Below are 23352 nucleotides of genomic sequence, written 5' to 3'. Positions count from 1 at the left end.
GATGTTCGCGCCGCTGGCGGCGTGTTAAAACAACCGACAGCGAGCGTGATGAGAGGCGCTGGTGGCCCGGAAGTTAAAGAGCTACGAAACCTCGCTTGGCTTCTTCGATCTGGCCATAGCAGCGCCCTCGATGAAGGCGGCCTTGGAGGCGTGGGGTGCTGATAGCAATCTTTTCCATCAAGGCGCGGCGAGAGAAAGCGACGATCGCGACGTCATCGCTGCCACAATGGCTGCCCCTGGCGTCGTTCTGAAGCGTCCAGTAGGCTCCAACGGACCCTTCAAGACCCATGCCGACCTGCCTACCAGCATTGGCGGCGGCGATGGACCGAAACAGGCGAGCCGTAAGCCGGCAAGCCGGGCGCGGCAAAAGCACCAATCGCATAGTGACGGCCGCGCGACGGACCGCAAGGCCGCACTGGCCTTTCAGAAGGAGCAGGAACGCCGAAAACGCGAACGCGCGAAGGAAGAGGCCGCCAGGCAAAGAGAGCAGGAACGTCGGCAGCAAGTCATCGATAAGGCACAGCGCGAGTTCGACGAAGCCCGCCGAAAGCACGAACAGAAGGCCGTACTTTTGAAAGCCCGGTTAGAAGCAGTCGAGGAAGAGGTCCGAGCTGAAGAAGCGCGCTGGGAAACGCAAAGACGGAGGCTAGAGGCAGCCTTACGCCGCGTTCGTGAACGATAGTTTGGCAAGCGCCCATGCCGGAAAGGCCCTCACTTAAACGGCAGAGCGCGGGCCTTCTGCTATTTCACCGTCGCGATGGCGATTTGCAGGTTCTCCTCGGTCATCCCGGGGGGCCGTTCTGGCGGCGCAAGGACGAAGGAGCCTGGAGTATTCCGAAAGGCCTTGCATCTACGGGCGAGGCTCTGCTTTCGGCCGCAAAACGTGAATTCGGCGAGGAAACCGGACATCATCCTCGTGGCGAATTCATTCCGCTCGGCGAAGCAAAGCAACCGGGTGGCAAGGTCGTTCACGTGTGGGCTGTTGAAGACGACCTGGATGCGGAGAACATTCGCAGCAACCTATTCGAAATGGAATGGCCTCCGCGCTCCGGCAGACATCAGACGTTTCGAGAAATTGATCGGGCGGAATGGTTCGGCATTCCGGTGGCCCGGTCCAAGATTCTCAAGGGTCAGGCAATTTTTCTCGGTCGTCTGCTGGAAGTGCTCGGTGAGTGTTGAGAACACTTGCGGAACCCACGATTCCTTCGATTTTTGTGCTTTGCCATTTTAAAGAGGAGGAGCCGATGGCGGCATCGAAGAAGACAGCGCGCGGGCGCAAGCAGGACCGGGCACGCGTGGCCGGTGGGCAGAAACACGAAGTGCAGTACGAATCCAAGAAGACGGGACGATCAGCTTCGGCTGTGAAAAAGGCCGTCAAGAAAGTGGGCAATCCGCGCAAGCGGGTGGAGAAACGTCTCGGCCGCAAATGAGGACAGCGAGTGGCCGGCCATTTTGTCGTGGCGGCCGCAAAAGCATTTTGGCTCAGGCGGACATTTCGGGTGCGCTTGTGTTTCGATTCGAGGTCATTTTCGTGATGATCACGATTAAGACCGCGACTTCAGGCTCGGACCGAAAAGCGATCGAACGCCGTCAAGACCTGCAAGCGGGGCTCTGCGTCGCTGAGGTAGATATGAGTCTTGAGGAAAGAGATTTCGTCGTCCAGTTTGCTTTCATCGATGTCGACGTACCAGGACCGCGCCCGGCCGTCGCTTCCGTCACTCCAACGGTAGCCGCGCCGTTTGAGGAAGTCCTTGAGATCGAAGGGCGATTGCTCAGCCCATACTCGCACTGTCTTCTTACGAGCCTGCTCGAGCAGTACGGCAAGTGCCGACCCAGCAGCGGTCGGCAATTCGAACGCCAGAATTTCGAGCAGAGCATGGCAATCATCAATCGCCCTGTGGGCGTGGTGGAAAAAGCCGGTACCGTTCAAGAGATAGCCCAAGCGCGAACCTTCGAAGCCGTGCTTACGCCACTCGATCTCGGTCGCAGAGCATCCCCAAGCTTTCCGCTGAAATATCGGCCAGTAGCGTTCCGCAAATTTGCGATCAAAGCCAGCGTTATGAGCAATGACGATGACGGCTTCGTCCACAAACGCTGACACGACCGCCTCGTCGATTTGGTGCCTTGAGACCATCTCATTCGTGATGCCGGTGAGGGCAGTTACCTCGGGCGGGATCGGCTGTGCTGGCTCGTTAAACGAGGAGAAAACATCCCTTATGCGCGCTATTCGACCATCAGGTAGATAGTCGAACTTGACCATGCCTAGCTCAATGACCTCGTCCTTCCGTTGGTCGAGACCGGTCGTTTCGACGTCGAGCAAGATGGCGGTTTTGGTGCTTTGACCGTCGGAGGGCGTAAAAGCGGTCCGGGGAACCAGGCGCCGCAAAACGCGGTAATCGGCGGATTTGGCCAAGGCCTCAGCCATTGCGGCCAGAGTTAGATCGCTTTCAAGCATCGGATTGTTACGATCCTCCGGAAGGGCTGCGGCGCATTAAGACTGGGTGAGCTACAAACTCTAATCTGCTTCAAATCCCGAAATCCAGTTGTGGCGGTTCCGCATCGTCACCGCCTTGCAGCGCGGACAGCGAAATTCCAAGGAGGCGTACCGCTTTTGGAAGAGGAAAGTTGTCCTCCAGAAGTCCGATGGCCAGGTGCGCAAGCTCATCGCGATTCGCAACGGGCGAAGAAGTGGAGCGGCTGCGCGTTATCATCTCGAAGTCAGCAAACTTCACTTTGAGCGTCGCCGTTCGTCCACGCGTGCCCGACGTTTCGCAGTGCCGCCAGACCTTGTCTATCAGCGGCTGGAGCTCGGAAGTCATGGTGTTGAAGTCTGTAAGATCGATCGAGAACGTATTCTCGGCTCCGACCGATTTGCGAATGCGGTCGGCGCGTACGGGACGATCGTCGACGCCACGCGATATCCAATAGTAATACGTGCCTGACTTGCCGAAGTTCTCTTGCAGGAAAGTGAGGGACTGGTTGCGGATATCGAGGCCGGTTCGGATCCCGAAGGCATTGAACTTGGCTTCGGTCGCTGGCCCGATGCCATGAAACTTCCCGACCGGCAACGTCTCGACAAATGCCGCTCCCATTTCGGGTGAGATGACGTACTGACCATTAGGTTTGCGATAATCGGAGGCGAGCTTCGCCAGGAACTTGTTATAGGAGATGCCAGCCGAGGCATTCAAATTCGTCTCCGTTTTGATCTTTTCGCGGATTTGGAGGGCGACTTCTCTGGCTAGAGGGATGCCTTGCAGGTTCTCGGTGACGTCGAGGTATGCTTCGTCGAGCGATAGGGGCTCGATAACCGGCGTATGCTCGGCGAAGATCTCGCGGATCTGCGCGCTGATCGCTTTGTAGACCTCGAATCGCGGCTTGACGAAGATCAATTCGGGGCACTGTCTCTTCGCCGTAACTGATGCCATCGCGGAGCGAACGCCGAATTTGCGGGCTTCGTAGCTCGCCGCGGCCACGACGCCGCGCTCTGCCGAACCACCCACCGCTACCGGCTTGCCGCGTAGGTCCGGATTATCGCGCTGCTCGACCGACGCGTAGAAGGCGTCCATGTCGATATGGATGATCTTGCGGTGAGGCGCCGTTGAGACGCCGTGTTCCGGATCGGGAGTGACCATGCGTGGATTGTACAGGGGTCCGCAAGCCAAGTCGCGGCGAAGTCAGCCGCAATCCGCCAGCGGGCATTCAGGGCAGATGTCGCCTATCGAGTCCAGCACCTCGGCGATGGCGACCGCGGCGGCCTGTGGAGAAACTCCCACCGGCGGATCCCGGCGGGCGATATCGAACGCGCGGTCGCGGGCGTGCGGGTCGCCGCGATACTGCATCCAACCGTGCTCCTCGCATTCACGGATGGCGCCGGCTTCGTTGAGCACCGAGATGGCCCAGCCGCGCAGCGTCCGGATTGCGGGCCGCCGTTCCTTCGACATCAGCATCGAGATCTTTCCTGCCGGAACGAATCCGCCCGGCTCACATCTGTTCCGGCCGGTTAGCACAGGGCAGGGATTCCCGATTGCAGGGTCTGCCGCTTTTCCACGTGTTCCGCGCACCTGTGTACAGGGCTAGGCAGCCGGGAAGGGATCTTCCTTCTCGCCAGTGGCGACGATCTTGCGCGCCGTCGGGCAGGGGCCGCTGCAGCGCCTTAGCCTCGTCCCAAGGGGCGCGGAGCCAAGCATCAAATTCTTCGGTTGTTGTCAGGATCACTGGCATTGCCTTCGGATGCACGCGCTTGACCTCGGCGTTGGCATCGCAGGTTAGGAAGCCGAAGATGTCGGCGGTCACTTCGCCTTCCTTCGCCTTGCGCACGCTGGTCCAATTAGTCCAGAGTCCGGCAAAAGCGAGCAACGGCCGGCTCTCGTCGGGAGCGAACCACACCGGCATGTTCTTGCCTTCGACCGTGTCGTACTCGGAGAACGATGTGAACGGCACCAGGCAACGATGCTCCGGGCTGAGCCAGCGCTTCCAGTGCGCGCTGTTGACGTTGCGGATGTCTGTGGTCCCGGAATCCGGCTCCATGCGCAGCAGCTTCTTGAAGTTGACGGGCTTGCCTTTCGCTTCCAACTTCTCCGCTCGCTTCTTCGTCGCGTCCATGAGCGCCTTTGACGAGGACGGCATGCCCCAACGCGCCATGACGATTTCGCGTCCGTCGGACGCGTTGCGAACGATCGGCGCCGGATAGTCAGGGAAGACGCCGGGCATAATGGGCAGATTTCCGACGCGGCTGTTCAAGGCAGCGAACAGTCGGCGGATCGCGTCGACGTTCTTCGTCATCGAGTAAAGATTGCACATGCTTTAGTTCTTAGGCGGCGCGTGGCTTGGACGCTGTGCTAGTTGCAACAGCGTGGCGGTCGGTCTGCGGCCGGCCTTAGCACATTTGCTGCAGCGAAGCCGACCGGCCAGGTCATGCACGGCTGTCGTCGTTGGGTGGGGCAGGGCCGCCAGATCGACGTCCCGCGCCGCCTTGCAACGCGAGCACTCGATCTGAAGCCACGCATAACCCCCGTTGATGGCCTGGTCGATCGTCGGTGACGGGTCGATTGGCCCGCCGTCTGCCCACACCTTCTCGTTCCAGCTTTCTGCAAGCAGCTTGTCAGCCTGTCGGATCAAGGCATCGCCTTTCGCCCTGAGCTCGTCCGCCTGGCGTGCAAGTACGCTCGTCATGGCGCGCGCCCGGTCGAGTTCCTTCCTCAAAGCCTTGCGGTCCCCTCCAGACAGGGGCGTCGGGTGATAGCGAGGTGCCACACGGATACCTTGGTTTCAGGCAGCGTCGGCGCGCCTACTCGAACGATGGCCAGCAACCGTCTTCCTCGTGACGACCAGTGCGTTGCTGGCAGGTGTTGTCGAGCAGGCGCTGCCCGACGTCCTTCCACACGGCGTCCGAACCGTAGAGGCGCGTAGCGTCTGCCTTCTGGATCTCGACGATGCGGCCGCAGCGCCGACAGGTGACCCGAAGCGCGTGCCGAGCGATCTCGGTCAACTTCCGCATCTGGATCGGTTTGGCGGCGGGACGGGCGTCGGCGCGAGGGTCATTCAGAATGGAATCCCAATATTGGGGAGGCGTCGCATCGGCCGGACCGGGCGCAGGCGTTACAGGCCCGTTTCGGCCGACGGCAGGGGCGGCGGCCAGCTTCTGCATCTGGCTTGTCGTCGGCATGCGCCAACTGGCGGGGCGGTCGGTCATAACCAAATTAGAACATAATAGGAACAAAAAGGCGAGTCAAAAGACGCGAATTCTACGCGTTGGAGCATTAGGGCCTGCATGCATCCGAACGTCATCCCGAACCTCAAGCGGTGGCGATACGTGATGAGTAAGCCGCGAGAGGGACTTTGAGCCGGAGGAAACCAAGGAAAACGCTCTGAAACTCCTACGTTTATTCTTGCGGTTGAGCGGGCGTGACGGTTCAATCTCTCGGCTGAAGGACCGATAGATGAAGCTGTTTGGCTATCTCCCGGAGACCCTTTTCAAGCCTCTGTCGGGGCCGAAGAAGCACGTCTACGCGCGCCTGATGATGCGTCTCTATGAGAGGATCTATTCGGCCCGGATTTTGGAAACGCCGCTCAGGGAAGAGGTCGTAAAGCAGATTGAGATCGGGCTCTCCGAGTTCGGCATCGGATCGATGGGTGAACTTTCTGAGGGCGATCCCGATGAGGATCAGACCACGAGCCAGGCCCATTACCTCGCCTACTATCGCTTGCGCGATACCGGCTGGCTCACGGAAGAGACCGAAAAATGGCGCACCTACGTCGACATGAACCCGGACGCGTTCATGGTCCTCGGCGCAATCGCCGACTTTGGCAACAGCCGCGTGCGCGTCGCCGGCGCCGTGGTCGACGTCAAGAATAATCTGGAGGCCGCATTCCGCGAGCCGGAGACGATGGCCCAAGGCCTCGCTAACGCGCACGACACCGCGCTGCGCTTCGCTCGCAGCATGCGGCGCATCCTCGCCGGCATGCGCGAGATCGAGGATCGCATCCTGGGCAATCCGAACGCGGCGGCCATCCTCCGCACGTTCTTCCAGGACTTCGTCGATGGGCTGCTGATCGCCGACTACAAGCAGCTCAAGACGTCCAACAACCCGTACCGTCATCGCCGTACGATCGCTTCTCTCGCGGGCGACATGCTCGCGGATGCCCAGTGCCTCGGCAAGATCGCGCGCGCCTACATCGAGCAGGGTGTCATGGCCGCGGGCGCCACGATTGCCACGGCCGAGGAACGCGTCATTGCCGAGCTCGAGAAGATCAAGAGCGTGTTCGAGGACGTCGGACCGTTCATGGACAAGATCGAGGACTTCCGGGATCGGCTCGAACGCCGCATCCGCACCACCGTCCACTACATGGACGTCATGGGAGAAGGCTCCGCCGAGCGGATCGTCCAGTTGATCGAGCAGCTCTCGAAGATCGGCAGCGACGAGGTCGAGATCCGTTTGAGGTCGCCGGATGTCGGTCTGCCGATCACGTCGCTGGCGCTGTACACCCCGCCGCCGCCGAAGGCTCCGCCCGAGCGCACCCGCTTCAAGGTGCCGAAGCAGGATCCCTATCTGCGTGCCTATGTCCAGGCCACGACCGAGTTCGACCGGATGGTGCGCGTGTCCGACCAGAAGCTGCTCGAGTTCGCTCGCCGCCAGATGCAAGGCCGCGATGCCGTGTCATCCGCGGAGATTGAGATCGAGAGCATTCCGGATCTATTCGCCTACCGGGCCCTGCCGAACCTGGCGGCGGTCGGTCGCTCCGTGCGGCTGGGCGAATTCACGATCACGCTCGAGGAGGAGCGCACCGCCAACGACTGGATCGACGTGACCGCCTTCCGGATCGAGAGAGCGAGGACCACGGCCGATGCTGCGTGATCTTTCCAAACTGATCGATGACGAGGACTCCGAGGGCGGCGACGGCGACCGGCTGCAGAAGGAGCTACGCCAGGCCGCGCAGTCGCTCTGGCGCGCCCAGTTCATCTACGAGAACGACTGGGGCATGAAGACCTCCTATGAGGTGCTCCGCCGTTATATGGGGTACTTCGAGAATCTGTTCGACGCGCTCGGCTACCGGATCGTGGGCAGGCCGAACGACGGATACGTCGGTCTGGTGGCGAACGAACTGCCTCCCCGTCAGAGCATGAAACTCGACGAGAGCCTGCTCTTGCTGGTGCTGCGGCTCTACTACGAGGAGGCGTTCACGCGGTTCGAGGCCAAGGAATTCGGCGAGGTCGAGGTCGAGAGCGAACAGATCCTGCAGATCTACGAAGATCGGACCCATCGGGAGCGGCCGAACTTTGGACGGCTCAAAGAAATTCTGGCCGGCTTCAGGCAGCGCGGCCTCGTGCGGATCGAGGATCGGGACGACCGGAACTTCACCTTGTTCCTGCGGCCCGCCTTGCCGATCGTGGTCTCCAAGGACACGCTCGGATCCCTTGAAGAGTTCGTCTCACGCTCCACCGCGGCGACGGCAAGGACGGACGCCGGGAGCGAGGTGCAGGCGTGATCGAACTCCGACGCATCATCGTGGTCGACTGGTACCTGTTTCGGGCCCAGCAGGTCGACATGCGCGGCATGACCGCCATCATCGGCCCGAACGGCGCGGGCAAGTCAGCGATCATCGACGCCGTGCAGACCGTCCTGTCCGGCGCCAGCATGGCCAGCATCCGTTTCAACCCGAGCGCCCAAAGCAACGTCAGGAGCAAGCGGACGCTGCGCGACTACTGCCTCGGCGTGGTCTCGCTCGACGAGAAGGGCGAGCGGTCGGAGCCGACGCGGCAGCATGCCTACACCTACATCATCCTGGTCTTCGAGGATGTGGACGACGGGTCGGCGGTGAGCCTGGGTGTGGCCTTTTCGGCGTCGGCATCGAGAAGTGACGAGTCCTGCGAGGCGCGCTTCATCGCCAGGGGCGCGCTGACCAAGGACGACATCCTCGCTGCGGTCGGCGACGATGAGGTCGAGACGTTGCAGTGGCATGCCGTGCGCACCGCTCTGCGCGCCCGGAACATCGAAGTCGACGACGCGTTCTCGAGTGCGACCGACTTCGTAGCGGAATCGCTCCGAGCCTTGTCGCCGACGGGCTTCCCGCTCGACCCGAGGCGTTTCCAGAAGGCCTTCCGGAACGCGCTGCTGCTGAAGCCGGTGGACAATCCCACGGACTTCGTCCGGAATTACGTTCTCGATGTTCAGCCTCTGCAGGTCGACAGGCTTCGGCGCGGGATCGAACATTGGCGTTCGTTGACCCGCCGGATCGAGGAATTGAAGGCGCAGAGCGCAAGCCTTGCCGGGATTCTTCGCATCGTCGGTCGCGCCGTGGAAAACGAGCGGGTCATCGCGGTCACTGGTTGGCAGATCGCCCGCCTCGAGTGGGAGAAGTTCCGGCGAGAGGCCAGGCGACAGGAAGAAGCTCTCGTCCAGCTCCGAAGAGCCGCGAGCAACGCCGAGATCGACGCGACCGCGGCCGCGGCCAGACACGCCACGCTCGATGCCGAGCACAAGACCGTCGAACTCTCGATCAAGACCAGCGACGGCGAGCAGCTTGCCCAGATGTACGAGTCGGACAGGAACCTCACCTTGGGGCAGCGCGCCAACGCCATGGCGCCGGTCAAGGAGATCGATGGCCTCATCACTTCGATCAAGAAGGCCGTCGAGCTGAATCTGCTGGTCCGCCGCGACGACTTCCTGCATGCGCTACTGAGCGCGGTCGTGATCGCTCGAAGCAGAGCACCACTCTCCGACTGGGACAAGCCGCTACCTGACGACTGGAAGGACAGCGCCTCGCACCTGGATGCCGCGCTTGTCGCTGTCGATCAGGAGCGGCTTGAGGCGGCCCGAAAGACGTTTTCGGACGCTCATTTCCATGCGCGAGTTGCGACCAAGGGCCTGCAGGACCGCATTGAGCTGATCGACAGCAACCTCAAGCGGATGGAGCAGGGGTTGAGCCCGATCGAGGGCGGCACCCGGGATCTCATCAGGCAACTCGCCTCGCACGGCATCGAAGCGACGCCGCTGTGCGAAATGGTCGAGATTCGGGACGACAAATGGCGGATGGCGGCTGAGGCCGTTCTGGGTCGCTCCCGGGAAGCCCTGATCGTCGAGCCATCGAGAGCGGTGCGCGCCCTCGAAATCTTCCGCGATGGTGGCGAGCATTCCTTCAGCGACGCGGAGGTCATCAATACGACGAAGACGGACAGTACCCGACCGGCCGACAAGGGCTCTCTGGCGCAGATCATCAGCACCGAAAATCGTCACGCCAGGGCATTCCTCGACTATCGCATCGGTCGCCTCATGTTGGTCGAGACCATGGACAGGATGGTCGCTGCGGAGAACGCCATCACTCCCGACCTGATGATGCAGGGAGGGCGCACGGTCCGGCGGCTGCAGAAGCCGCGATATCTGAAGCTCGGTCGCGCCACGCAGGATCAGATGCGCCAACAGCTCCAAGCCGAACGACAGCAACTGCTGCAGCAGCTTGCTGAATCGGCGGGCGGCGTCCGACGCGCGGAAGAAGAAGCTCGTTTGTTCGAAGGTATGTTCGCGCAGTTCCGGGCGATGCGGGACGCCCACCTGACCTGTCTCGAAAATGGGGCGGCCCTGGTTGTCTTCGATCGGAAACTGGACGAGATCGGGAAGAACATCGAGGACGCCAGGCGGAATCGCGATCCCAAGCTCATCGCCGAGCTTGAGCGTCTCGCTGCGGAGGCCAAGACGGCCAATCGGCTCAAGACCGAAAAGCAGGACGCGTCGACCCGTGCCCAAAGTGCCAGAGACCGGGCCGAGGGTGCGTACGACGACTACATGCAAAAGAACCGCGATGCCGCGTGCGAGGCCCGACGCGACCGTGCGCGTCAGATGCGAGAAGGCTACCCGCAATCGACGGCCTTGCGCGACTACCGGCCGGAGGTGGCGGGATTGGCCACTGAATCGATACCGGACCGCATCGCGGGCCTTACGGCGGACAGGGAGACCCGATCCACGACCCGCCGCTCCACGCTCATGCGCGAAATGACCAACGCGATGAACAAGCACGGGCAGGACTTCCATGTCGTGCCGCCGTTCACCGCCGAGGAAGCGACGCCGGCTGCGGTTGAGCAGTGGGCGGCGGCCGAAAAGGAGCGCCTCGATGCGCACGAGCTGGTCCAGTACGAGGAGCAGTGCCGGAATGCCGCGACCGAGATGACATCGGCGTTTCGCGACGATCTCCTTCATCGCCTTGACGATGCCTTCACCGGCATCAAGTCCACCCTGAACGAACTCAACCGCCACCTGAAGGATCGTCAGTTCCACGGGCGGGACTACTACTCGTTCAAGGCGCTGGAGGCCCCGACCCACGTCGACATGATCGAGCTAGTCGAGGAATCCCGGAAACCGGAATTCAATCTGCCGCTCTTCGGGGATCACAGCGAGGACACGAACTCCCCCATGATGCGCGCCGTGCGCCAGATCGAGGAGATCCTGTCGAATCCGGAGGCGCGGACGGAGGAAATCGAGGATCCGCGCAAGTATTTCAACTTCGAGCTCTACATCCAGGATGCCGAGGGCAAGATCCGCTCGTCGTTGACGAGCCGTGCGGGCACGGGATCCGGCGGCGAAGGGCAGCTGCCCTTCTACATCGCCATCGGAGCCTCGCTCGCCGCCACGTATCAGAACCGTCGTACCGGCGAGAGCGGGCTGTCCCTCGCGATCTTCGACGAGGCCTTCAATCGATTGGACACGAAGGCGATCGGTCAGTGTTCGGAATTCATGCGGGATCTCGGGCTGCAGGTCATGTTGGCGACCCCCGACGAAAAGCGCCACGTGTTCATGGAGGTGGTCGACACCGTCGTGAACGTGAACCGGCTGGGCAATCAGGTCATGATCGACACCGAGTTCCTGACGGAGAAGGCCCGCGACGCGATCGTTGCGATCGATCCGTACCGCAAGGGCTTCGACGTGTTCAAATCGGAGCTAATCGCCGCCGAGAAGGCTGAGGCGGCGCCGCAGGACCAGGCTGCGGAATGACCGACGTTCGTACAGCGGATGTCGGCATCGAGTTCCTGGAGCGGATGTTGGAGCGGAGCGAGCGCAACCCCGACCGCTCCCGGCCGGCTTCCGCGGCTCCGGATTACGAGAGGCTTTCGACCGCGCAGCAGGTCAGCCGGTTTCACGATCAGATGGCCGCGGCGGAGCGGTTCGGCGCCGTCGAGGTGCAATGGGGCAAGAGGGACCGGAGCCACCTGATCGAGCGGGTCCGTGTTCGCCACGCTGAGCTGCTCGCCAGACATCTCGGACGTCCGACTGCACCGGCGACCGCGCAGCGCGTCAGACAGGAATTGCTTCCGGTCGCAGTGGCCGGAGAACCGTGGGTCGCGATCCTATTAGACGAGATGACAGCCAGGTGGGAGCGCGGCGAGGCCGCCTATCGCTTGACAGCAGGCCAGACCGATGCCGCCAAGGAGTTTTTCACGCTGTTGGCGTCCATCTCGCGGCAGGAGGCTAGGGGCCTGGACGCGCGAACCTTCTCCCAAAAGGCCGCGAACGATACCAAGGCGTTCGATCGGCATGCTTCGCGGCTCGCCGCCGTTCTCGGCGTCCAGATCGGGCAGCCCGGCGCAGCGGCGGACGTAGTCTGGGCGCACATCGGGCTGGAGCGCTTTAGCCATCCGGTCCACCTCAGGGGGCCGGTCACCGTGGAAGGTTCCGGCGGCCGCCTGATCGATGGTCGCGCCAAGCCGTTCGCCTCAATTCATCCAGAGATGCTCTCGCAGCTATCGGTCTTGGTGCGGCCGACGGCCGTCCTGACGATCGAGAACTACGCGAGCTTCAATCGACAGGTCCGCGAGATTGAGGACGGCAGCCTGGTCGTTTACACCGGCGGATTTCCGGCGGTGGGCGTCATCGAGCTTCTAACTAAAGTTCTAACGACCTTGCCGGCCGACGTGCCATTCCTTCACTGGGGCGACGTGGATGCCGGCGGCGTGCGCATTTTCCGGTATCTCGAGGAAAGCCTACCCCGCGGTCCGCGACCGCACCTCATGACAAAGGAATTGGCCGAGAATTACGGCCAGCCGGCAGATGCGGATTCTGGTTTGGCCTCGATCGCGAGATCCGATAGCGCGGTTCGCGAGCTGGCGGAGTGGTTGGCATTCGGATCGAACGTGCGCCACCTGGAGCAGGAGGCGCTAGATCCGGCACCGCTCTCTCTTGCCGGTTGCCTGTCCTGACTCGGCGTGGCCAAAGAATCAAACGTGTCCTGGGACGATCCGGCGCGTCAATCCAACGTGTCCATCAGGAGCATACAGTCGCTGCGAAAAGGCTTCAGGCGGCTCTGTTCTGGCCTTTTCTCAAACGGCGGCGGCATTCGCCTCCTTCGGTGCGAATCTGATCGAAACTTTCTCGACGAGATGGGGCTCGAAATCGTGCGTCGGAACGAAGACCGGAATCTCCGGATCCGGCCGGCTCTTGTCGTGCTTCTTGTTGGCAATCCAGTCTTCACGGCGCGGAACGCGCTCCAGCCCCACCACGTACATGTCGAAGCCGTCCTCGGTCAGTCGGAAGCGCAGGAAGTTGTTGTAGGCGCCGATCCGGAGCGAACTGAAGGCGTCATTGCGGTTCATCCTGAACAGCAGACACGTGATCAGCATGTTCAGCCCGAACAGCGTGCTCCCGGCGAGGAAGCCGACGGGCACCATCTCGATGGCCAGAAGGCCGAACCATTTCCAGACCTCCCACCATTCGCCGCTCCATGCGAAATGCGCGTTGTTGAACGCGATCGCATAGCGTGCGGCGCAGATCAGAACGAGGACGTGGGCGGCTGCGTGCACGGCGGCCGAACTCCAGATCTTAAATTTCCTGGAGACTTCCTGCTTGATGGTGTAGCCGATCAGCGACGCGCCGAAGACAGCGGCAATCAGAGCGTAGACATCGGGGCGATCCCGCAGCGAGATCAGCGACGCGAACAGGAAGTAGATCCCGCCCATCAGCAGCGAGAAGTCCCAGTTGGTGAACGCAAACAGCACGTTCCGCAGCGCCAGTGACCTGCTCGTCGAGAACGACGGGTACGCCGCTGCTGTCGTCTTCTTCGGATCCTTAGGATCCGGTATGGTGCCGAGCTTCAGGCCCTCGCGATGATGGACGAAATTCACCGAGGCTTCCTGTTCGAGCTGATGCGTCGGATGGAGGAAGGCTCCTCCGCCGCCCGACGTGACGTACTGACGACCGTCCTTGCCGACGTACCTACTGTAGTGGTGCGTGTCGCCGGACAGCAGCACCGGAATCGTGTGTCCGCGGCCGGCGTTCATCGCGATGCCTGCGGCATATTCCATGATCTCCCAGGACTTGCGGTTGCTGTCCGTGTACAGCCAGCCGGGCTCGGCGCTGCACAGGATGATCCTGGAATTCGCCGGCATGCTGGCGGCTATGTGCTTGAAGTAGTCGGCCTGCGGCCCGTCCATGTCGTCGGCGAGCTGGACGTCGGTCGCCCACAGCCACCAGGTCTCGGTCAGGCGGACGGCGAAGTAGCTGCGTCGCTGGTAGGACCGCCACGCGCCGACATGCCACGGCTTCTCCTTGCAGAAGAGCGCGAGGAAGAGGACGAGACCGTCGTACCAGTCGTGGTTGCCCGGGATTGCGAGCAGCGGCCTACCCTCGTCATTCTTCTTGTCGGGGTCGGGAGCCGCCCATGCGTAGGGCTGCCTCAGCTGGTTCTCGTAGGCCTGCCGGGTAGCCTTGGGATAGACTTCGTCGCCGCCCATGATGAGCGCCTGGCCGCGCGGCAGATGAACGTCGCCGACCTTCAGTTCCTTCCGTGCGAGCAGACTCGCTACCGCGTAGGTGCTGTCGAAGCCGTCGCCGAGATCGGCGACCCAGTCGATCCAAACGCCGCCATGTTCGTCCGTCTTGAGGCGAGATCGGAATTCCTCCGCCCGCCTTGCATGCTCCTCGGGCGGCACGGTGTCGAGCGCCGCGATCATCAATCGCCTGTCCGCGTATTGCCCGAACGTCGACGACACAACCACGTTGTTCAGCAGCTGGAACAGCAGCACCGGATCGAACCAATGCGCCATGCGGGGATAGGTTTTCGTATCATTGAGCAGCTCGTCAGCCATTTGCACGCCCTAGCAAATTGAAATCACTGCGTTTCCCTCCCGGCGAGCCGCTTCCAGCACACGGGGCCTCAATTCCTCTACATATGGTTGCAGCGAGAAAACGCAACATGTGCTGGAAACGGCCGCGCAATGCCACTACATGTGGATGATGACTAAAATTTGAGGCGTCTGGAACCGGCAATTTGCAACCGGCAAGATGCGTGCGGGGCAACCATGTGGGCCGATAACGAGACCGAACGCGACTTCCTGAACTTCTCCGGCGTCGCAGAAACCGTGGCCGAGATCATCGTTCAGGCGAAGGGCCGGCCGATCTCCATCGGCGTGTCCGGTGCTTGGGGCATCGGCAAGTCGTCGATGATCAAGCTCACCCGGTCCGCCGTGGCCGCCCGCGAGGACAACGGCGGGAAGAAGGGCCCCGACAAGTATGTCTTCGTCGAATTCAACGCGTGGCTCTACCAGGGCTACGACGACGCGCGCGCCGCCCTGATGGACGTCATCACCGACAAGCTCGCGAAGGAGGCCGAAAGCCGCGCCACGGCCCTCGACAAGGTCGCCTCCCTCGCCAAGCGGGTGAAGTGGCTGCGGGTGGCGAAGCTCGCGACGACGTCGGCGGCGTCGATCTATTTCGGCATTCCGCCAGTTGGGGCCGCCGGAGAGTTCTTCGAGCTCGGCAAGAAGGTGTGGAACGAGGGCTTCGGCAAGGGCGATGCCGATGCGGCCAAGAAGGCCGCCGGCGATGCCGCCAAGGAAGGCGGGGAGCTTCTGAACCCCAAGGAGGAGACGTCTCCGCCGAAGGAAATCCAGGCGCTGCGCGATACGCTCGAGCAGACCCTCGAAGAACTCGGCATCACGCTCGTCGTGCTGATTGATGACCTTGATCGCTGCCTGCCCGAGACGACGATCTCGACGCTGGAGGCGATCCGCCTCTTCCTGTTCCTCAAAAACACCGCATTCGTCATCGCCGCGGACAACGACATGATCAAGCATGCGGTGCGCAAGCACTTCGCGGGCGTCGAAAACGACCTGATGGTCACGAACTACTTCGACAAGCTGATCCAGGTCCCGATCCGCGTGCCGCAACTCGGCACGCAGGAAGTGCGCGCATACATGATGTTGTTGTTCGTAGAGAACAGCGACCTACCCGAGCCGGACAAGGAGAAGATCCGAGCAGCCGTGATCCGCCAACTGAAGAGCACCTGGCAGGGCAAGAAGGTGGACCGCGCCTTCGTCAACTCGCTCGGCATCGGCTTGCCGGGAATGTTGGTCGGACAACTCGACACAGCCGAGCGGCTGGCCTCGCTCATGACGACGGCGTCCGGGATCGTCGGCAATCCGCGGCTGATCAAGCGCTTCCTGAACGCGCTCTCGATCCGCATGACCATTTCCAAGGCGCAGGGTGTCGGCGTCGACGAGGCGGTCCTCGCCAAGCTCCTTCTGTTCGAGCGCATCGGCGACGCCAAGGCGTATGCCGAGCTCGTCAAGAACGTGACGACGGACGGGGAAGGAAAGCCCGCGTTCCTGAAGGACTGGGAGGAGGCGGCGGCCGCCGGTCGAGACCTGGAGATGAAGGATCCGTGGACCGGCGACTTCGTGCGCGAATGGCTGGCTCTGTCGCCGCCGCTGCACGACGTCGATCTCCGCGGCGCCCTCTACGTCAGCCGCGAGCACGCGCCGCTGATCACTCCCGAAGACCGCCTGTCGTCCGACGGGGCCGAACTTCTCGCGGCGATGGTCGAGCATCCGGAAATGTCGGCCCGATTGAAGGATCGCCTAGTCCGCATTCCGCGCATCGAAACCACGGTGATCATGGACCGGCTGCTGGAGCGTGCCCGCAAGGAACAGGAATGGGGCGCGCCGCACATACTCACCGCCTGCATCGCGCTCGCCGATGCGGACCCCGTCCAGGGGCCGCGGTTAGCGGCGTTCCTTGAAGCGCGCCCTCACCAGCAGATTCAGCCAAGCATCGTGCCGAAGATTGGCGACCGCCCGTGGGCGGCATCGCTTCTCGATGCATGGAGTTCCTCGGGCGACGTCTCGAAGCCCGTGAAGAACGCGATCAACAAGACGAGGGCGAATGGGAACGTCGCAGTCTAGCGATGGTCCGGGTCCGGGCGTGCCGATGGTGCCGCCATGGACGCCAGCCGCGCCCCAGGATCCGGTACCACCTCGCCCGGAGCCCCCGGACGAACCGCCCGCCATGCCGCCCGACGGCTTGCCCGCCGACGAACGGCCTCTGGTCCCCGCTGCGCCGCCGGCCGCGCCACCGCCCGGGCTGCAGCCTTCGCCCATCGCTCCCGAGAAGCGGTTCGGCGGCGCCCGTACCAGTCTCGGAAACTTCGCGCGATCGGGTGACGGCCGCGATCTGAGACGCGGGCTCGGTCACTACGTTCGCAGCGGGTACGGCGGTTCGAACATCGCGACCCAGCGGTTCGGCGGCACGGCCCAGACCGCCGGTTCGCTCGGATACGCGCTGTATTCGACCGCTTCGGGTGCCGCCGACGCACCGATCGACGCCGCCGCACTCGCCGGACGGTCGACGGAGGAGATCGCGACCGCGATCATCGAGGCGGTCAGGCAAGCCGACGGCACGCAGGACGCCGAAGTGGAGCGTGCCTCGATGCACGACGCGATGTCGGAACTGCTGACGGAGTTTCCGGAAGCGGACCTGCTCAATCTGTCGGACGTCGAGCGCGAATTCGTCATCGAGAAGTTCACCGCCATCGACGTCGCCCGGCGCTTCGAACTCGACGTCGGCAAGCACCTGCTCGAGCGAGCCCCGACCGCGACGGTGGCGATGTCCCGATTGAAGCAGATGCGTGCGTACATCGCCGAGACCGTCGCCGCCTCTTTCCGCAAGTTGAGGGACCAAGGCAGCATCCTCACGTCGGGACGCGTCGCCCGCGTCGTGCAAGCGGCGCTTCGCGATACGTTCGAAGTCTTCGAAGGATTCGAGGAATGAGGCTACTGTGCGCACCTGCCGAATTAGGCCGGCTCGACGAAGCCGGTACGCTCAGGGTTGTCCTGTACGGCCAGGCCGGCGCACGCGGCCGGGCGAGCGCGGGCGCCGCGGTACGCAGCGATGTCCGGAGGGAGCGCTTGGTTCCGGAGAGGCGCGCATGGGATCTCCTTTCCATCGCCAACTCGGTCATGGTGGCGGATGCCGCGGGGCTGCGCACCCAAAGTCCGGATGGGTGGACTCGCGAATTCGATCTGGAGATCGCCGTGACCGAACCGGCCTTCTGGAACGGAGTGGCGCCGTTGATCGCCGACGCGCTGGCGTTTCTGACGACCGACAGGTGGCAGATGCGGTTTATTCCGGGCGGAGCGGCAGCGCCTGAGCCAGCGCGTGTGGTCCGGCCGCCGCAGGATTGCGTAGCGCTGCTGTCCGGGGGGCTCGACAGTCTCATCGGAACGATCGACCTCGCTGCTGCGGGCACTCGCCCCCTCGTCGTCAGCAAGATCGTCCGCGGGGACTCGGAAAAGCAGGAGGAATTCGCGCGCGCGATCGCGGGTGGCCTGAGGCACGTACAGCTCAACGACAACGGGGTCGTGCCGAAGCCGAAGGACACTTCGCAGCGCGCTCGGTCGATCATCTTTCTCGCGTTCGGAGTTCTCGTCGCGTCGGCGCTCGCGCCCTATCAAGCCGGAGCGACCGTTCCTCTATACGCCTGCGAGAACGGATTCATCGCGATAAATCCGCCGCTGACTGGGAGCCGGGTCGGCAGCTTGAGCACGCGCACGGCGCATCCCCAGTTCCTGGCGTTGTTTCAGGACCTGCTTGACGCCGCGGAAATTCGAGTGACGATCCGCACACCCTACGCCCACAAGACGAAGGGCGAGATGCTGAAGGAATGCGCCGATCAGCCGCTGCTGCGCGCCTTGGCCGCGCGATCGGCGAGTTGCGGTCGATTCCAGAAATTCAAGTACCGCCACTGCGGACGATGCGTCCCCTGCCAAGTTCGGAGAGCCGCCTTCGTCGCCTGGGTACAACCGGATCCGACCAACTACGTGTTCGAACATCTCGGTCGTGACGACGCGCAGCACGCGGGCTTCGACGACGTCCGTTCGGTCGGCATGGCCTTGGCCGCCGTCCATGACGGAGGGTTCGACGAGTGGCTCGGGAGCGCGCTGTCATGGCCGCGGATCGACGATCGCAAGGTACTGCGGGATATGCTACGCCGGGCGCTTGCCGAACTCGGGCACCTGCATGCGAAATACGGTGTGAAGTGATCGATCTACATTCGCATCTCGACCTCTATCCGGATCCTCAAGCGACGACGGAGGAATGCGTCGAGCGCAATCTGTTCGTCCTGTCCGTGACGACCACGCCGTCGGCCTGGACCGGGACGGCCGCGCTCGCGGAAGGGGCCGCTCGAATCCGCACCGCGCTCGGCCTGCATCCCCAGCTTGCTCACGAACGCCGGAGCGAACTCGCGCTGTTCGAAGATTTGTTGCCGCGAACGAGATACGTCGGCGAGATCGGCCTCGATGGCGGCCCTGAACTGAAGGCAACCTGGGACACGCAGCGTCGGGTGTTCGACAATATCCTGCGGATGTGCGGATCGGCCGGCGGTCGCATCATGACGATACACAGCCGCCGCGCAGCAGGACCCGTCCTCGATGCGCTCGCCTCGCGGCCCGATGCCGGCATCCCCGTGCTCCATTGGTTTTCGGGTTCGCGCCGCGAACTGCAACGCGCGATCGACCAAGGCTGCTGGTTCAGCGTCGGTCCGGCGATGCTCAACGGCGAACGAGGCCGCGGGTTGGCCGCACTGATGCCGCGCGAGCGAATGTTGACCGAATCGGATGGGCCTTTCGCGCAGTTAGAGGGGCGCCCCCTCTTTCCTTGGGACGTGGCGAGAACCGAACCGGTGCTCGCCGACCTGTGGAGCATCAGGGAGGACGAGGTTCGTGACCAACTGATGTCGAACCTCAAGCGGCTGACGACACAGATCGCTCCAGAAAATGACCGGTCCACATCGAAGCCGTAGCCACCGGAATATACGGTATTCGAGTCACACTTTCGTAGTCCGCACACCGACACGGTTGCCGAAAGACCCCCCTCGGTTTTTTCGCACTTAAAAATCGGCGAAAAAATCGAGGCGAAATTCGTTAGCGGTGTCAGTGGGATGGAAAATCGAGTCGTTCTCAAAACGAAATCGAAGCGGGAATCGAGTCGCTCTCAAAGTGTCCGCACAAAGCGTGTCGGGACCAATCAAATGCGAGTCGACTAAGTTATTGATTTCTCGTTCGTCGCCAAAAATTCGCGAGTCGAAAAACCAAAGATTCGTGAGTCGATTTTCGCCCAAAGCCAAAATTCGTGAGTCGATTTGGCAAATGCACACGATCTTGTACTTTGAACGTCTCATCGCCTGCTAAATGTCGTAGGTCCAATTGCTGGCCATCGGCGAATTGGGGCACCGCAGATTTTGGACGGCCTCGGCAAGTCTGAGCTCTCACCTTCTGCGCGTCGTGACTTCCGTCTTTGAATTGAGACAGGCGACGGTCCGCTCAGAGGTGACATGAGCGATGTGGCAAACGATAGCTGCCCTATTGGCGTTACCGACCGTCGCGGGGCCTCGCACGCCGCTTCTTGCGGGACTCCGGCAAATTGGCCGCTGAAGCCCGCTGATTCTCCTGAAACTTGAGCGTCGCTTGAACATGTTCGGCGAGCTTCAACGCGCTATCGGCGTTCGAAGCAAGACGAGACAGCAGCTGGGACAACACTTTGAAATCCTCGCGCGTCAGCATTCCGAACAATGCGTCATTGACCGGGCGTTGCAAGGCCGCAAGGCGGATCAGTCGGCTCACTCCGTGCTGGGTGAGGGTAAGTTGCACCCGGCGTCCGTCGCAGGGATGGGGGGTCTTCTCGATCAGCCCGTCAGACACCAGCTTGTTGATCTCGTTGGTGACGAAGGCGCCGCTTAGATACAAGCGTTCGGCGACCTGGTTGACCCCCATGGGCTCTTCCGCCGTCGAATTCTTGATCGCGATCAATATCAGATACTGGGTAGGCGATAGACCGACAAAGCTCGCGAACGTCTCACGGGCGGCTTCCAGGCTGCGCCCGAAAGCGAAATAGTCGTAGAGGAGGCCGCGAAGTGTGCGGTCTCCATCTTTATCGAGCAGCTCGGGCTTGGACGCTGTCAAAAGCGCATCGATCAAAGGTCATTCTCCCGGCGATTCCATGGGTCTTGCCTAGAAACCATGCGTGGGCCTGCTCAGCAAGAGGGCTTGACATCTCGAAATAGCTTTGTCAGAAAGCTATCTAGGAATTATATTTCAGGGATAGGAAATCGAGGCGCGTGTACCAATGGAAGACCGTGCATTCAGGCGTGCTCTCGGGGAGTTCGCGACCGGTGTTGCGGTAGTGACCGCGCGCGGCAAGGGCGAAGAGCTCATCGGTGTGACCATGAGTTCATTCAACTCCGTCTCACTTGATCCGCCGCTCGTTCTTTTCAGCGTCGACCGCAAGGCGCGCAGCCTATCTGCGATGCTCGAAGCGAACGGCTTCGCCGTGAATATCCTTGCGCGCGACCAGGAGCACATCTCCAATCAATTTGCGCGAGCCCTCTCCAACAAATGGGACCAGGTCAAGACCTCGGTCGGCCATGCCGAGGCCCCGCTGATCTCGGGCGCGATGGCGCATTTCGAATGCGCGCCCTACGCGAACTATGACGGCGGGGACCACGTCATCTTTGTCGTGCGCGTCGTCCGTCACACGACCCGCTCTGAGGCGGCCGCACCATTGGTCTTCTTTCGCGGTCGTTACCGAGATCTCGTGGACGAAGCCGAACGCGAGCCGACCTGGCCGCTTCCCATTCACTACTAGCTTCGAACTGGAGAAACCGCGATGCGTAGCGCAAAGGAATATTTGTCAGGCTTGAAGGATGGCCGGACCATCTACATCGACGGCGCCTCAGTCGGCGATGTAACGGCGCACCATGCCTTCCGCAATCTCGCTGGCTCGATGGCGGGGTTGTTCGGCTTTGCGAGCGCGCCCGAGAATGCGGATCTGATGACGTTCGACACAGGCGCAGGCCGCGCCAACCGTATCTGGCAGCTTCCGGCCTCCTATGCCGAGCTCGTGAAGCGGCGGAAGGCGCTTGAGGCCTGGGCCGCGTTGCATGCGGGGTTCATGGGCCGCGCCCCGGACCACGTGGCGTCCTGCATTTCCGGCCTCTACATGGGGCTCGACGTCTTCAAGGAGCATGATCCGGCCCGCGCCGGGGCGCTCGAGAGCTACTACCGTTACGCGCGCGACAAGGATCTCTACCTCACTTACGTCATCATCAATCCGCAGGCGGACCGTTCGAAGGGTGCGGCCGACCAGGCGGATCCGTTTCTCACCGCCAGCGTCGTCGATCGCGATGCTGAGGGCATTACGATCCGTGGCGCCAAGATGCTGGCCACCGGCGGCGTCGTGGCCGACGAGGTCTTTGTCACGACGATCCAGCCGATGCGCCCGGGTGAGGAGCGCTATGCGATGTCCTTTGCGATTCCGATGAGTACGAAGGGCCTGAAGCTGCTGTCGCGCAAATCCTATGAGAACGCGGCGGGCGCCGTGTTCGACAATCCTCTGTCCAGCCGGTTCGACGAGAACGACTCCGTTCTCTATTTCGACGACGTCAAGGTGCCGTGGGACCGAGTGTTCGTCGAAAGCAATGTCGAGATGTGCCAGAAGCAGTTTCACGCCACACCCTGTCATGTGTACCAGAACTACCAGGCGATGGTCCGATTGAGCGTGAAGCTCAAGTTCCTGACGGGTCTTGCTCATCGGATCGCCGAGATGAATGGAGTCACCCAGTTTCCGCAGGTGCGTGAGATGCTCGGCCAGCTTGCAGCCGAGACCGGTATGGTCGACGCGCTGGTTGCGGCCATGGAGGTGAAGGGCAAGCAGATCGGTCCCTATTTCGTCCCGGACCGTCACACGCTCTATTCCGCGCAGGTGCTGACGCAGCAGCTTTATTCGCACATCCTCAGCTCGCTGCGCGAACTCGCCGGCGGCGGCATGATCATGCTGCCTTCGTCAGTCGCCGACTTCGCCAATCCCGAGATCGCGGCGTTGATCGGCAAGACCCAGCAGTCCCCGAAGGCGAACTCGCATGATCGCGTGAAGTTCTACAAGCTCGCTTGGGATGCCGTCGGCTCCGAGTTCGGCTCGCGCCATCAGCAGTACGAGATGTTCTACGCCGGCGCGACTTTCGTCACCAAGGGGCACTCCTATCGCACCTATGATTGGGCCGGCGCCGATCGGCTGGTCCAGAGCATGCTCGATTCCTACGACCTCAACGGCGTCTCTTCTTCCAGCAAGGCCGCCTGAACCAAGGAGACAACCCATGCCTGTCAACAAGAAGCACGACGAATTCTACACGCTCGACATGAATACCGGCTGGGAAGTCCCGGTGGGGTATCCGCCGGGCATCCAGCAGAAGATCATTGCGGGCGGTCTCGACGAGACGAATCGGCGCGGCACGCGCACCCGGTTGCTTCGCTTCGCGCCAGGCGTCTATACGACCGCGCCGTTTTCGCACGAGTACTGGGAAGAGGTCTATCTGGTCTCGGGCGACCTGGTCGTCGGCAATGACGAAAAAGGCGAGGGCGGCAAGAGTTTCCCGCCAAACACCTACGCCTGCCGGCCGCCGCATGCACCGCATGGGCCGTTCAAATCCGTCAACGGCTGCCTGCTGCTGGAAATGCACTACTTCGATCCGGTGTGACGCCAACAGCGGCGTCACCATCGCATTCGATCAAAAACACCAAAACAATCTGACGAGAGGGGA

The 23352-nt window shown here is 62.2% G+C and carries 21 protein-coding genes and 1 pseudogene; 14 read left to right on the top strand and 8 right to left on the bottom strand.

Annotated elements, in window-relative coordinates:
- Positions 1–61 precede the first annotated feature (61 nt).
- The 3 genes from V1288_RS10385 (at position 62) to V1288_RS10375 (ending at position 1430) form a co-directional block, all read left to right on the top strand.
- Positions 62–682: a cell envelope biogenesis protein TolA gene (locus V1288_RS10385; RefSeq protein ID WP_334356948.1), complete on the top strand. Its 621-nt coding sequence runs from the start codon at positions 62–64 to the stop codon at positions 680–682.
- 14 nt (positions 683–696) lie between these two features.
- Positions 697–1179 (top strand): NUDIX domain-containing protein, encoded by a 483-nt coding sequence (locus V1288_RS10380; protein WP_334356947.1) that lies wholly within the window; start codon positions 697–699, stop codon positions 1177–1179.
- A 65-nt stretch (positions 1180–1244) separates the two neighbouring features.
- Positions 1245–1430: a DUF3606 domain-containing protein gene (locus V1288_RS10375; protein ID WP_334356946.1), complete on the top strand. Its 186-nt coding sequence runs from the start codon at positions 1245–1247 to the stop codon at positions 1428–1430.
- Positions 1431–1558: 128 nt separating this feature from the next.
- Here the strand turns inward: V1288_RS10375 and V1288_RS10370 are convergent, their stop codons facing one another.
- The 6 genes and pseudogenes from V1288_RS10370 to V1288_RS10345 all read right to left on the bottom strand — a co-directional run bounded on the left by V1288_RS10370 (position 1559) and on the right by V1288_RS10345 (position 5692).
- Positions 1559–2455, bottom strand: a complete 897-nt coding sequence (locus V1288_RS10370; RefSeq protein WP_334356945.1) for a 3'-5' exonuclease — start codon at positions 2453–2455, stop codon at positions 1559–1561.
- A gap of 70 nt (positions 2456–2525) precedes the next feature.
- Positions 2526–3632, bottom strand: coding sequence for a DNA polymerase IV (gene dinB / locus V1288_RS10365; RefSeq protein WP_334356944.1), 1107 nt, complete (start codon positions 3630–3632; stop codon positions 2526–2528).
- Positions 3633–3674: 42 nt separating this feature from the next.
- Positions 3675–3947: a hypothetical protein gene (locus tag V1288_RS10360; RefSeq protein WP_334356943.1), complete on the bottom strand. Its 273-nt coding sequence runs from the start codon at positions 3945–3947 to the stop codon at positions 3675–3677.
- A gap of 126 nt (positions 3948–4073) precedes the next feature.
- A pseudogene (locus tag V1288_RS10355) lies at positions 4074–4800 on the bottom strand (SOS response-associated peptidase).
- Positions 4801–4803: 3 nt separating this feature from the next.
- Entirely contained in the window at positions 4804–5253 is a 450-nt protein-coding gene (locus tag V1288_RS10350; RefSeq protein WP_334356942.1) for a hypothetical protein, read from the bottom strand.
- Positions 5254–5287: 34 nt separating this feature from the next.
- Positions 5288–5692, bottom strand: coding sequence for a hypothetical protein (locus V1288_RS10345; RefSeq protein WP_334356941.1), 405 nt, complete (start codon positions 5690–5692; stop codon positions 5288–5290).
- A 247-nt stretch (positions 5693–5939) separates the two neighbouring features.
- Between V1288_RS10345 and V1288_RS10340 the strand changes: the two genes are divergently transcribed.
- From V1288_RS10340 to V1288_RS10325, 4 genes are read left to right on the top strand one after another with little or no spacing between them, the layout of a single operon-like run.
- The gene (locus tag V1288_RS10340; protein ID WP_334356940.1) at positions 5940–7355 is read left to right on the top strand and encodes a Wadjet anti-phage system protein JetA family protein; all 1416 of its coding nucleotides are present in this window, start codon (positions 5940–5942) and stop codon (positions 7353–7355) included.
- A complete protein-coding gene (locus tag V1288_RS10335) occupies positions 7345–7986 on the top strand; it encodes a DUF4194 domain-containing protein (protein ID WP_334356939.1) in 642 nt (213 codons plus the stop codon). Before V1288_RS10340 ends, V1288_RS10335 begins: the two co-directional genes overlap by 11 nt.
- A complete protein-coding gene (locus V1288_RS10330) occupies positions 7983–11483 on the top strand; it encodes an SbcC/MukB-like Walker B domain-containing protein (RefSeq protein WP_334356938.1) in 3501 nt (1166 codons plus the stop codon). Before V1288_RS10335 ends, V1288_RS10330 begins: the two co-directional genes overlap by 4 nt.
- The gene (locus V1288_RS10325) at positions 11480–12685 is read left to right on the top strand and encodes a Wadjet anti-phage system protein JetD domain-containing protein (RefSeq protein WP_334356937.1); all 1206 of its coding nucleotides are present in this window, start codon (positions 11480–11482) and stop codon (positions 12683–12685) included. Before V1288_RS10330 ends, V1288_RS10325 begins: the two co-directional genes overlap by 4 nt.
- A gap of 120 nt (positions 12686–12805) precedes the next feature.
- Here V1288_RS10325 and V1288_RS10320 read toward each other — a convergent pair whose 3' ends face one another.
- Positions 12806–14569: a hypothetical protein gene (locus V1288_RS10320; protein WP_334356936.1), complete on the bottom strand. Its 1764-nt coding sequence runs from the start codon at positions 14567–14569 to the stop codon at positions 12806–12808.
- A 213-nt stretch (positions 14570–14782) separates the two neighbouring features.
- On the opposite strand from V1288_RS10320, the gene V1288_RS10315 reads away from it, so the two are divergent.
- From V1288_RS10315 to qatD, 4 genes are read left to right on the top strand one after another with little or no spacing between them, the layout of a single operon-like run.
- Positions 14783–16663: a KAP family P-loop NTPase fold protein gene (locus V1288_RS10315; protein WP_334356935.1), complete on the top strand. Its 1881-nt coding sequence runs from the start codon at positions 14783–14785 to the stop codon at positions 16661–16663.
- Entirely contained in the window at positions 16644–17528 is an 885-nt protein-coding gene (qatB, locus tag V1288_RS10310) for a Qat anti-phage system associated protein QatB (protein WP_334356934.1), read from the top strand. The genes V1288_RS10315 and qatB overlap by 20 nt, the downstream gene beginning before the upstream one ends.
- Positions 17525–18799, top strand: coding sequence for a Qat anti-phage system QueC-like protein QatC (qatC, locus tag V1288_RS10305; RefSeq protein ID WP_334356933.1), 1275 nt, complete (start codon positions 17525–17527; stop codon positions 18797–18799). The genes qatB and qatC overlap by 4 nt, the downstream gene beginning before the upstream one ends.
- The gene (qatD, locus tag V1288_RS10300; RefSeq protein WP_334356932.1) at positions 18703–19560 is read left to right on the top strand and encodes a Qat anti-phage system TatD family nuclease QatD; all 858 of its coding nucleotides are present in this window, start codon (positions 18703–18705) and stop codon (positions 19558–19560) included. Before qatC ends, qatD begins: the two co-directional genes overlap by 97 nt.
- Positions 19561–20128: 568 nt before the next feature.
- Here qatD and V1288_RS10295 read toward each other — a convergent pair.
- Positions 20129–20734: a MarR family winged helix-turn-helix transcriptional regulator gene (locus V1288_RS10295; protein WP_334356931.1), complete on the bottom strand. Its 606-nt coding sequence runs from the start codon at positions 20732–20734 to the stop codon at positions 20129–20131.
- A 148-nt stretch (positions 20735–20882) separates the two neighbouring features.
- Between V1288_RS10295 and V1288_RS10290 the strand changes: the two genes are divergently transcribed.
- Genes V1288_RS10290 through V1288_RS10280 form a run of 3 tightly spaced genes read left to right on the top strand, consistent with a single transcriptional unit; the run spans position 20883 to position 23289 of the window.
- Complete coding sequence (locus tag V1288_RS10290) at positions 20883–21401, top strand: flavin reductase family protein (RefSeq protein ID WP_334356930.1); 519 nt, start codon at positions 20883–20885, stop codon at positions 21399–21401.
- Between the two features lie 21 nt (positions 21402–21422).
- Positions 21423–22892 carry a 4-hydroxyphenylacetate 3-hydroxylase family protein gene (locus V1288_RS10285; RefSeq protein ID WP_334356929.1) on the top strand — a complete coding sequence of 490 codons (1470 nt, stop codon included), beginning with the start codon at positions 21423–21425 and terminating at the stop codon, positions 22890–22892.
- Between the two features lie 16 nt (positions 22893–22908).
- Positions 22909–23289 (top strand): cupin, encoded by a 381-nt coding sequence (locus V1288_RS10280; protein WP_334356928.1) that lies wholly within the window; start codon positions 22909–22911, stop codon positions 23287–23289.
- The last annotated feature ends 63 nt before the right edge of the window (positions 23290–23352 follow it).

Source organism: Bradyrhizobium sp. AZCC 2176 (genome assembly GCF_036924645.1).
Lineage (GTDB): Bacteria > Pseudomonadota > Alphaproteobacteria > Rhizobiales > Xanthobacteraceae > Bradyrhizobium.
The sequence above is the reverse complement of the archived record's forward strand: the minus strand, read 5'-3'. Positions and strand labels throughout refer to the sequence as shown.

Bases quoted from the DNA above. Each gene is read 5' to 3' on its own strand.
- V1288_RS10360 (WP_334356943.1), bottom strand. From the start codon at position 3,947: ATGCTGATGTCGAAGGAACGGCGGCCCGCAATCCGGACGCTGCGCGGC.
- V1288_RS10380 (WP_334356947.1), top strand. From the start codon at position 697: ATGCCGGAAAGGCCCTCACTTAAACGGCAGAGCGCGGGCCTTCTGCTA.
- qatD (WP_334356932.1), top strand. From the start codon at position 18,703: ATGGCCGCGGATCGACGATCGCAAGGTACTGCGGGATATGCTACGCCG.
- V1288_RS10340 (WP_334356940.1), top strand. From the start codon at position 5,940: ATGAAGCTGTTTGGCTATCTCCCGGAGACCCTTTTCAAGCCTCTGTCG.
- V1288_RS10375 (WP_334356946.1), top strand. From the start codon at position 1,245: ATGGCGGCATCGAAGAAGACAGCGCGCGGGCGCAAGCAGGACCGGGCA.
- dinB (WP_334356944.1), bottom strand. From the start codon at position 3,632: ATGGTCACTCCCGATCCGGAACACGGCGTCTCAACGGCGCCTCACCGC.
- V1288_RS10320 (WP_334356936.1), bottom strand. From the start codon at position 14,569: ATGGCTGACGAGCTGCTCAATGATACGAAAACCTATCCCCGCATGGCG.
- V1288_RS10325 (WP_334356937.1), top strand. From the start codon at position 11,480: ATGACCGACGTTCGTACAGCGGATGTCGGCATCGAGTTCCTGGAGCGG.
- qatC (WP_334356933.1), top strand. From the start codon at position 17,525: ATGAGGCTACTGTGCGCACCTGCCGAATTAGGCCGGCTCGACGAAGCC.
- qatB (WP_334356934.1), top strand. From the start codon at position 16,644: ATGGGAACGTCGCAGTCTAGCGATGGTCCGGGTCCGGGCGTGCCGATG.
- V1288_RS10280 (WP_334356928.1), top strand. From the start codon at position 22,909: ATGCCTGTCAACAAGAAGCACGACGAATTCTACACGCTCGACATGAAT.
- V1288_RS10370 (WP_334356945.1), bottom strand. From the start codon at position 2,455: ATGCTTGAAAGCGATCTAACTCTGGCCGCAATGGCTGAGGCCTTGGCC.
- V1288_RS10285 (WP_334356929.1), top strand. From the start codon at position 21,423: ATGCGTAGCGCAAAGGAATATTTGTCAGGCTTGAAGGATGGCCGGACC.
- V1288_RS10290 (WP_334356930.1), top strand. From the start codon at position 20,883: ATGGAAGACCGTGCATTCAGGCGTGCTCTCGGGGAGTTCGCGACCGGT.
- V1288_RS10335 (WP_334356939.1), top strand. From the start codon at position 7,345: ATGCTGCGTGATCTTTCCAAACTGATCGATGACGAGGACTCCGAGGGC.
- V1288_RS10315 (WP_334356935.1), top strand. From the start codon at position 14,783: ATGTGGGCCGATAACGAGACCGAACGCGACTTCCTGAACTTCTCCGGC.
- V1288_RS10345 (WP_334356941.1), bottom strand. From the start codon at position 5,692: ATGACCGACCGCCCCGCCAGTTGGCGCATGCCGACGACAAGCCAGATG.